Origin of the sequence: Kaistella sp. (assembly GCF_049588135.1) — a bacterium.
Lineage (GTDB): Bacteria > Bacteroidota > Bacteroidia > Flavobacteriales > Weeksellaceae > Kaistella.
Window position 1 is genome coordinate 1 of record NZ_JBAVFG010000247.1, and the last position, 8,748, is coordinate 8,748.

Below are 8,748 nucleotides of genomic sequence, written 5' to 3' on the forward strand. Positions count from 1 at the left end.
GTATTATCTACCATTTCTTTGGCACTATCATCTAAAGTTGAGCGAATTGGCAAGAAAAACTGAAATGGATTTTTTATGAAATATCTGAAAATTTCTCGGTAGATTTCCTTCACTTCTCCGAAATTAACTTTTCTGGATCGGAAAGCTAAAATCATCGATAAACCAAAACTCACGGCGAAATTGAAAAACCCAATTAAAAATACTGTTCCGAAAGCGATCCAGAATGTAGCACTACTTACCGAAAAATCGGCACCATATAAACCCAAGGCAAAATTTCCGGAAGCGAAAGTAATGTGCCGAATATCCAAATCTAATCCTAGAAAAAGCCCGATTGGACCAGTAATTCCGAGGAAAATACCAAACCAAAAATTAGAGATAATCCCTGCCCAATTTTTGGCATAATAGTCAGAAAGTCCTTTAGCAGTATTTTTTCCAACAAAATAATTAAGGAAAGGGTTTTTCTCAATTCTTGTCGGAATACGGTAAAATACCGAGCTATTCCCAACATTACCCGAAATAATCCCAGAAACAAATAAGAAGAATCCGGCAATACACGCATGGAAAATAGCTTTCGATTGTACTGGATTCAAATCTCTGAGTAACGTTACCGATTTTTCTACGGCAAAATTTTGTTTAAAAACAACATCCATTCCGTAAATAATAGCAAGTGCAATCGGGAAAGCCAATAAGACATTTCCCATAAAAGCGATGAATTGGGAACGGAATAATTTGGAAACCAAATGCGCAAAATCTACATAATTTTTACGAGTATTTTCTCCTTCAGAAAGTACTTTTGCCATCGTAGCTGCCGTCATTGCAGGCTGTTTCGTTGCCAAAGTATAATTCATCAAATAGATCATAATGAATCCCATTGCATAATTAAATGCATAAAGAAAAGCGTGCGAAAAATCGCTGCCGGGAATATAACTGTACAACAGTTTTAAAACGCAAAGTGCCCCCACAATTACGCCGCCGCCGCTCGCTCGCAAAAACATACTCATATAATCTTTCGATGTAGAGGTAATGTAATAAGAACCAGTTTCTGCGGTGTGATTGGTAATCAAGTGAGACTTTAGTCTTGTGCTGTCGGAAATCAGCTCCCGTAAATTATTTTTGTGAGATTTATATTCTAATATTTTGAAAAACAACCTTTTAGAGTTTTTTAAAACATCTTCTTCTTTATCAAAAATCATGACCGAAAGAATGTCTGTCATTCGTTCTAATTGCTGTCTGATCTTCATTAAAGACTGATTTATTTTTCCAGAAATACCGTATTTAGAAGAGTTTTTAAAAGCTAAAGCAACGAAATCTAAACATTGTTGCATCAAAACTTTAATCTGTTTATAATTGACATCTTTGGAAGTCAAATTAAAATCAGGATTGGCTTTATAACTTTGATTTAATAAATCGATTTCATTTTGCATCGCCAAAAACGGATTGTCAAAATTTCGATATTCAGGAGCCATATTCACCACTTGCACCTCCATTGCGTTTCCGATAATACGCCAAGAAAGGATGTTTAATGAAAACAATAACTCATTTTTCACACCTGGTTTCAAAATGAATTCATTAATTTTTAATAACCTGAAAATTTCATCTAAATCTTCTTTTTTAAGATTTCTGAAAAATTCTAAATCAACTTTCGGACGAACAGAAACCGTGTCTACCAAATACCAAACTGTTTCTTCATTCTCTACACTCGGCAAAATTTTATCGAGTAATCTTTTCTTTAATTCTGGATAAAAAGCGTTTTCTGATAAGATATTAGCTTCCGTCAAAGAGAGATTAAAAGGTTTTTTTTCAAATAATCTACGGATATAATCTCCCAGATTTTCGGTAACTTCCTGATTTTCTCGCAAAAAAACCAAAACCGGATGAAACTCTTCTGAACGAATACTGCGAAGTAATTCAATGAGAGGACTCAAAGATTTAGTCTCATTTCTAAAACTAAAATATTTGGTCAGAATCGTTCTGAAATCTTCTCTATGTCGAAAAATAAATCCCATAATTCTCGTAAAGATAAATTATTTAAGCGTGATGTTATTCATTTGACGCATAATCCAGTTGTGCTTTTTGGTAAGATAGGCAGATGGATTTTTCGGATCATATTTTTTCGGATTAGGTAAAATTGTGGCTATCCAAGCGGCTTCACTTTTGGTTAAACTTTTAGCCCTTTTATTAAAGTAATACTGCGATGCCGATTCAACTCCGAAAACGCCTTGTCCCATTTCGATAGAATTAAGGTATCTTTCTAGAATAACATCTTTCCCCCAAACCAGTTCGATGATGAAAGTATAAACGGCTTCAAAACCTTTTCTGATATAACTTCTACCTTGCCAAAGAAAAACATTTTTTGCCGTTTGTTGAGAAATGGTACTTCCACCGCGAATTTTTTTGCCCTGTTGATTATGCTGCATGGCTTTTTCAATGGCTTTGTAATCGAAACCATTATGATCAAAAAAACTTTGATCTTCCGAGGCAATGACCGCTTTTTTTACGTTATCACCCATTTCATTGTAAGAAATATAATCTCTTTTTAATTTCCCATATTCCAGTAACCCGCCGATTTGCGTAAAAGTAATCGGTGGATTGAAGAATTTTCCCCAAACGATAAAGAGAATATTCGCTAAAATAATGATATAGATCAATTTTTTAATTTTCTTCCACATAAATAATCGGTTCAATAAATAAACAATTTGAACGGTGCAAAAATAGAAATTATATTTACTTCAACTCTTTCATGTAGGTTAAATTATAATTTGGCAATAATTCGGGGTGAAAAATTTTAACGTAATCTTTCAAAATCAAATCGGCTCGAACTACTCCACTTTCGAAATAATCATTGGATTTTCCCTGTTCTTTTCCGATAACGGTATATAATTTTTCGTGGTTGAAAACGTTCATTTTATCATAATTTGGATTTATTTGTAAAAGTTCTTTTTTGGATTGATGATTACCTACATTCACCCAAAATTCTGCGTTTTTGGATTTCGTGAATACTTCTTCAAAACTCATCGGAACTGCTTTAGACTCTGTGTTTTTAGCATTAATATAAACCGCATTTGCATCAGCAATAAATTGTGCTAAATTCGTATTCCCACCTGGCAGAAACCATTGATTTCCGTACATTTCGTTGGCTAAAACAAGTGGTTTTTCTTCAGATTTTTTTGCTAAAGTTTTCAAGGAATCATAGGAACTTTTTATTTCATTAAATCTTAAAATCGATTTTTTTTCTTCGCCCAAAAGTTTTCCGAAAACCAATAAATATTTTGATTTTTCTAAAGGGTTTTGCTCCAAATATTCATCCAGAAAAATAATTTCGATACCATTTTTTTTAATTAAGTCATAGGTATTATCGAAGCTTGCGATATAATTGGTAAAAATCGCATCAGGTTTTAAAGCGATGATTTTTTCAACATTATATTTTTGCTCATTGCCAACATCTTGAATTTTTCCTTCTTTCATTAATTGATGAACTTTTTCAGAAAAAATATATTCGGGACTGGATATTCCGATGATTTTGTCTTCTAAACCCAATTCGGTAAAATAGCCCACCAAACTTGCATTCAACAAAATAACTTTCTGAAAAGGAAGTTTAGCATTTGCAATATGATAATTAAATTTTCCTGATTTCAACTGAAAAGTATTCGCTTCATCCTTAAACTGAACGTTTTCTGAGATGATTTGCCAATCGCTTAGTTTATCAGAACTTTCTTTTTTACAAGCAAAAAGAAGGAAAAGCGTTAAAAATGTAAAAAAAGTTGATTTCATTATTTGAAAAGAATAAAAAAGTGTTATATTTGCAAACCGAAAAACGGCCTCGTGGCGCAACTGAATAGCGCACCTGATTACGGCTCAGGAGGTTACAGGTTTGAATCCTGTCGAGGTCACTAAAAACTTTGCAATTTTGCAAAGTTTTTTTTTATTTCTCCAGGAGCAAAGAAACCCATTCTTCTCTTTGTAATTTCTTTTTCAAAGTCAGTTTTTGCTCATTGCAAACTTCCAGAATATCCTCTACATCGAAGAAACATAAACCGGAAAGCAATAATTGACCGCCAGAATTCAAAACCGAAACATAAGTCGGAATGTCGGAAATTAAAATATTTCTGTTGATGTTGGCTAAAATAATATCGAAATTTTCTTTGCCTAAATTATCGGCAGTTCCTTGCGAAATTTCGAGTTCTACATTATTTCTTGCAGCGTTTTCGATGGAATTTTCAACAGACCATTCGTCGATGTCGATGGCAACGGTTTTTCCGGCACCTTGTTGTTTGGCGAAAATAGCGAGAACTGAAGTTCCGCAACCCATATCTAAAACGGTTTTATTTGCAAAATCCATATCGAGCATTTGTTGAATCATCAAATAGGTTGTTGCGTGATGACCAGTTCCGAATGACATTTTCGGTTGAATGATGATTTCGTGCGGAAGGTTTTGGTTCTCGTGAAATTCAGCGCGAATGGAAACTTGATTTTCTACATTAATTGGAGAAAAGTTTTTTTCCCATTCTTCATTCCAGTTGATATTGGGCATTTCTTGGAAAGTATAGGAAATATTGATTTCAGGATTTTGAAGTAAATGAACTTCTTTCAGCTCATTTTCTTTAAATAATTCTGTTTGAATGTAAGCCAAAATCCCGTCGTGTTCTTCGGTAAAACTGTCGAAACCGATTTCGATGAGTTCTGCCATTAGGATTTCGTTCCAAGGTTGAAGAGGTTGTATTTTAAAATTGAATTCTAAGTAATTTTGCATCGTTTCTTTTTTGCAAAAATAGTGATTTTAAAAAGTATTTTCTCACAGATTACACGTATTTTCACAGATAATTACTTTGATTTCATGCGAGAAATTTGTTTTTAAAACCGAAATGCGCCCCGACCTGAGTGGAGCTCTTTTTTGTTATTGCGAATATGAGAAAGTTCAACGGATTGCTTCGTTCGTCGCAATGACAAAAAAAGCGGGAACGGAGGGCGGAAATGTGCGCCAAATAAAATTATTGTTTATGAAAATGCGACGGAAATGCTTCTTCAGGTTTTTGGCGGAAAACATTGAGTAAAATCCAGGATTTCAGGAAACCGTAACCGTAGGAAAACATTTGGATATAGGTTGAAATAATCGCCATTGCAGCGATACTGATGTTTTTGGTTTGAAGTAAGGCGTGAAAAAAAATAATAAAAGTGTAAAGTCCGTAAAATCCTAAAATAAGTCCTTTCTGGAAAAAGAAATATTCGATAAATCCCAAAATATAACCAATCATAAAAAGCGAGGGAAAAGCGAAGGAAATCTTCACATATTTCGGATGACGCTGATTAAGAATCGGTCGCGCGCAACCGAATTGATAAACCTGTTTGGAGAATTTTCCAAAGTCAACTCTTCGTTTGTGATAAACGCCAATATTATCGAAAAAAGCTGTCGTAAAGTCGTTTTCCCAGAGTTTCATCGACAAATCTGGATCTTCGCCGATGCGCATTTCAGAAAAACCACCGACTTTTTCGAAAGCCGATTTCTTAACTCCCATATTGAAACTTCTGGGTTGGAATTTGGTAACGGCTTTTTTACTGCCACGAATTCCGCCCGTTGTGAAAACAGAAGTCATGGAGTAGGAAATTGCTTTTTGCATTAAATTAAATCCTTTGTGTGCTTTGTCTGCACCGCCAAAAGCATCGCATGGAATTTCGGAAATATCCGTTTTGATATTTGCGATATAATCGGTTTCCACAATGACATCGGAATCTACGAAAACAAGCCAATCATTTTTGGCTCGTTTCGCTCCGTAATTTCGGGATAATCCTGGACCGGAATTGTCTTTTCGGAAAAAGTTGATGGTTAAACTTTCCTGAAAAAGTTCAGCGGTCGGACGTAAATTAATCAGCGAACCGTCATCAACAATGATTACTTCAAAATCTTTATCGGTTTGATGTGATAATGAATTGAGGAGTTCGAAAAGTTCGCCTTTTCGATTGTAGATGGCGATGATGAGGGAGATGGTGTTCAATGTTATTTTTTGAAATGTTTCGTGGCTTCATCCTCTTTTTTATTAGGAAGAAGATTGAAAAAATTAAGAATGATATCTAAAATATCCCAAAACATAAATTTACTTTAATATTAATTATCTCCTTCTCTCCCTTCCAGTTTATGAATTTTCTTCGTCCCTTCATACATTTCATACTGCATAAAACGGCATTCCAGTTTTCCGTTAAACAGTTTAATTTTACGTGAAGGTCGCAGTCCAACTCTTTTCAATGAATCTAAATCAGAAGAAATTAACCAAGCCAAAGTATTTGGATAGTTTTTCTTAAAGGTATCTCCAATTTTAGCATAAAACTCGTCATCGTTAATTACAATTCTTTCATCATAAGGCGGATTGAAAACCATCATTAATGGAAATAATTCTTTTTTAGATTCAAAGAAATCCTGGTGTTTTACTTCAATAACATCGTCCATTTCAGCAGCTTCGATATTGACTCTTGCAGCATGCAACATATCCGAATCGATATCGTAACCAACGATTTTTCCGGTGAATTCTCTCACCCGATTAAGACGAACTTCTTTGATGGTTTGAAATAATTCAGCATCATAATTCAACCAGTTTTGAAAACCAAACCTTTTACGGAAAGTCTGTGCCGGTAAGTCCATGGCAATCATTGCTGCTTCAATTAATAATGTTCCCGAACCACACATTGGATCCAGGAAATTTCCTTTTCCGTCCCAACCTGCTAACTGCAACATTCCAGAAGCAAGCACTTCATTCAATGGCGCTTCTCCCTGTTCTTTTCTGTAACCTCTTTTGAATAAAGCGTCGCCGGAAGAATCCAAAGAAATCGTTACCAATTCCCGATCGATGTGAAGATGCAATTTGATGTCTGGTTGCTGCGTATCAACACTCGGTCTTTTGTTGTATTTGAATTTGAAGAAATCGACAACCGCATCTTTCATTTTCTGAGACATAAACTGCGAATGCGAAAATCTTTCAGAATAAATCGTACTGTCAATTGCAAAAGTTTGGTCCACGGTCATGATTTCATCCCACGGAAAATCGAACAATTTATCATAAAAACGGTTTTCGTCCCAAGCTTTGAAAGTAAGAACGGGAACGAGAATCTTCAACGCCGTTCTGGCTGAGTAATTAATTTTGTAAAGAAAACCTAAATCTCCTTCACAATTCACAGCGCGGTTTTTTACTTCGACATTTGCTCCGCCGAGTTTTCTGATTTCTTCTGCTAAAATTTCTTCGAGACCGAAAAAAGTTTTGATCTGTATTTTAATATTTTCTGTATCCATAATTTATTATTGGCGATTTTCTTTTGACTTAAAAATAAAGCTTCGGAAAAGTTGCTCAGTTATTTCGGCAAATTTAGTTATTTTTGCACAATGGCATGGTTTGAAACTTGGTTTGATACTCCTTATTATCACATTCTTTATAAAGACAGAGATTTTGCAGAAGCAGAAAACTTTATCACTCTATTAATCAATTACTTAAATATTTCTAAAGATTCTAAAATTATAGATTTGGCCTGCGGAAAAGGGCGACATTCTGTTTTTTTAAACAAAATGGGGTATGAAGTTTTGGGTTTAGATTTGTCTAAAGAAAGCATTTTGCACAATAAACAGTTTGAAACTTCGGCTTCACCTTCGCTGAAATTCGTGGTTCATGATATGCGAAATGAAATTTTTCCGGAAATTTCCAGCGAAAAAGTGGATGCGGTTTTTAATCTTTTTACCAGTTTCGGCTATTTTGAAAATGAAGAAGACGATAAAAAAGTTTTCCGATCGATTTCAAATATTTTAAATAATAATGGATATTTTGTTCTGGATTTCTTGAATGCAAAATGGGTGGAAAACAATTTGGTTCCAGAAGACATTTCAACTAAAGGCGGAATTGATTTTCATATTAAAAAAAGAATTGAAAACGGAAATATTATTAAAGACATCAGTTTTACGGATCAAGGACAGCAATATGATTATTTCGAAAAAGTGAAATTGCACACTTTAGAGGAAATAAAAAATTATGCAGAAGAATTCGGTTTTGAAAGAGTGAAAATTTTCGGGAATTATCAACTGAACGATTTCGATTTGGAAAATTCACCACGTTGCATCAATATTTTCAGAAAAAAGAAACATTCCTAAATCTGACGAATGATTATTATTCTATTATTAATTTTAAGCGTTTTAATTGGAGTTTTTCTGGGAAAATTTTTCGGAGAAAGAGAGAAATTCGCCAAAAATCTTTTAATCGTAAGTGCGGGATTTTTAATTACCATTTGTTTGAACGAAGTTTTCCCGGAAGTTTATTCGGGAGAAAATCACAATATTGGATTGTGGGTAATTGGCGGCGTTTTGCTACAAATGTTGCTTGAAAATTTAACGAAAGGATTTGAACATGGTCACTTTCATCATCATTCTGAAGATAAAAACATTCTTCCGTTGGCTTTAATGGTTGGACTTTTTATTCATGCTTTTTTGGAAGGAATTCCGTTGGCAAATCAAGAAAATTCGTTGAGTCCTTATTTAACTGGGATTTTAGTTCATAATATTCCGATATCCTTTATTCTTGGTGCTTTTTTGGTAAAGAACAAAAAATTCTCGCCGTCGGCTATTTTAATTATTTCGATTTTTGCTTTGGCATCACCTTTAGGTTTGTTTTTGGGGAAATATTTTAATCCTAATCTTGAAGTTTATTTTCTTGCTTTAGTAGGTGGGATTTTCCTTCATATTTCCTCGGTTATTATTTTCGAAAGCAATAAGAATCATAA

Annotated in this window: 8 protein-coding genes and 1 tRNA gene; 3 read left to right on the top strand and 6 right to left on the bottom strand. The window is 34.2% G+C overall.

The features are described 5' to 3' along the window. The 3 genes from WBY99_RS13200 to WBY99_RS13210 all read right to left on the bottom strand — a co-directional run. Positions 1-2,006: recombinase (locus tag WBY99_RS13200; RefSeq protein WP_423976800.1), on the bottom strand; the 2,006-nt coding region annotated here is incomplete at its 3' end. 18 nt (positions 2,007-2,024) lie between these two features. Beyond that, positions 2,025-2,669: a monofunctional biosynthetic peptidoglycan transglycosylase gene (gene mtgA, locus WBY99_RS13205; protein ID WP_423976807.1), complete on the bottom strand. Its 645-nt coding sequence runs from the start codon at positions 2,667-2,669 to the stop codon at positions 2,025-2,027. A 55-nt stretch (positions 2,670-2,724) separates the two neighbouring features. Next, positions 2,725-3,771, bottom strand: a complete 1,047-nt coding sequence (locus WBY99_RS13210) for an ABC transporter substrate-binding protein (RefSeq protein WP_423976801.1) — start codon at positions 3,769-3,771, stop codon at positions 2,725-2,727. Between the two features lie 45 nt (positions 3,772-3,816). Here WBY99_RS13210 and WBY99_RS13215 point away from each other — a divergent pair. Then, positions 3,817-3,890 (top strand) — tRNA-Arg (locus WBY99_RS13215). A gap of 32 nt (positions 3,891-3,922) precedes the next feature. Here WBY99_RS13215 and prmA read toward each other — a convergent pair. From prmA to WBY99_RS13230, 3 genes are all read right to left on the bottom strand, one after another. After that, positions 3,923-4,750 (bottom strand): 50S ribosomal protein L11 methyltransferase, encoded by an 828-nt coding sequence (prmA, locus tag WBY99_RS13220; protein ID WP_423976802.1) that lies wholly within the window; start codon positions 4,748-4,750, stop codon positions 3,923-3,925. Between the two features lie 238 nt (positions 4,751-4,988). After that, entirely contained in the window at positions 4,989-5,990 is a 1,002-nt protein-coding gene (locus tag WBY99_RS13225; protein WP_423976803.1) for a glycosyltransferase, read from the bottom strand. Positions 5,991-6,100: 110 nt separating this feature from the next. Beyond that, the gene (locus tag WBY99_RS13230) at positions 6,101-7,276 is read right to left on the bottom strand and encodes a THUMP domain-containing class I SAM-dependent RNA methyltransferase (RefSeq protein ID WP_423976804.1); all 1,176 of its coding nucleotides are present in this window, start codon (positions 7,274-7,276) and stop codon (positions 6,101-6,103) included. A 90-nt stretch (positions 7,277-7,366) separates the two neighbouring features. Between WBY99_RS13230 and WBY99_RS13235 the strand changes: the two genes are divergently transcribed. Together WBY99_RS13235 and WBY99_RS13240 are read left to right on the top strand one after the other, a co-directional pair. Then, positions 7,367-8,122, top strand: a complete 756-nt coding sequence (locus WBY99_RS13235; RefSeq protein ID WP_423976805.1) for a class I SAM-dependent methyltransferase — start codon at positions 7,367-7,369, stop codon at positions 8,120-8,122. Positions 8,123-8,134: 12 nt separating this feature from the next. Further along, the coding region (locus WBY99_RS13240; RefSeq protein WP_423976806.1) for a ZIP family metal transporter at positions 8,135-8,748 on the top strand (614 nt) is incomplete at its 3' end.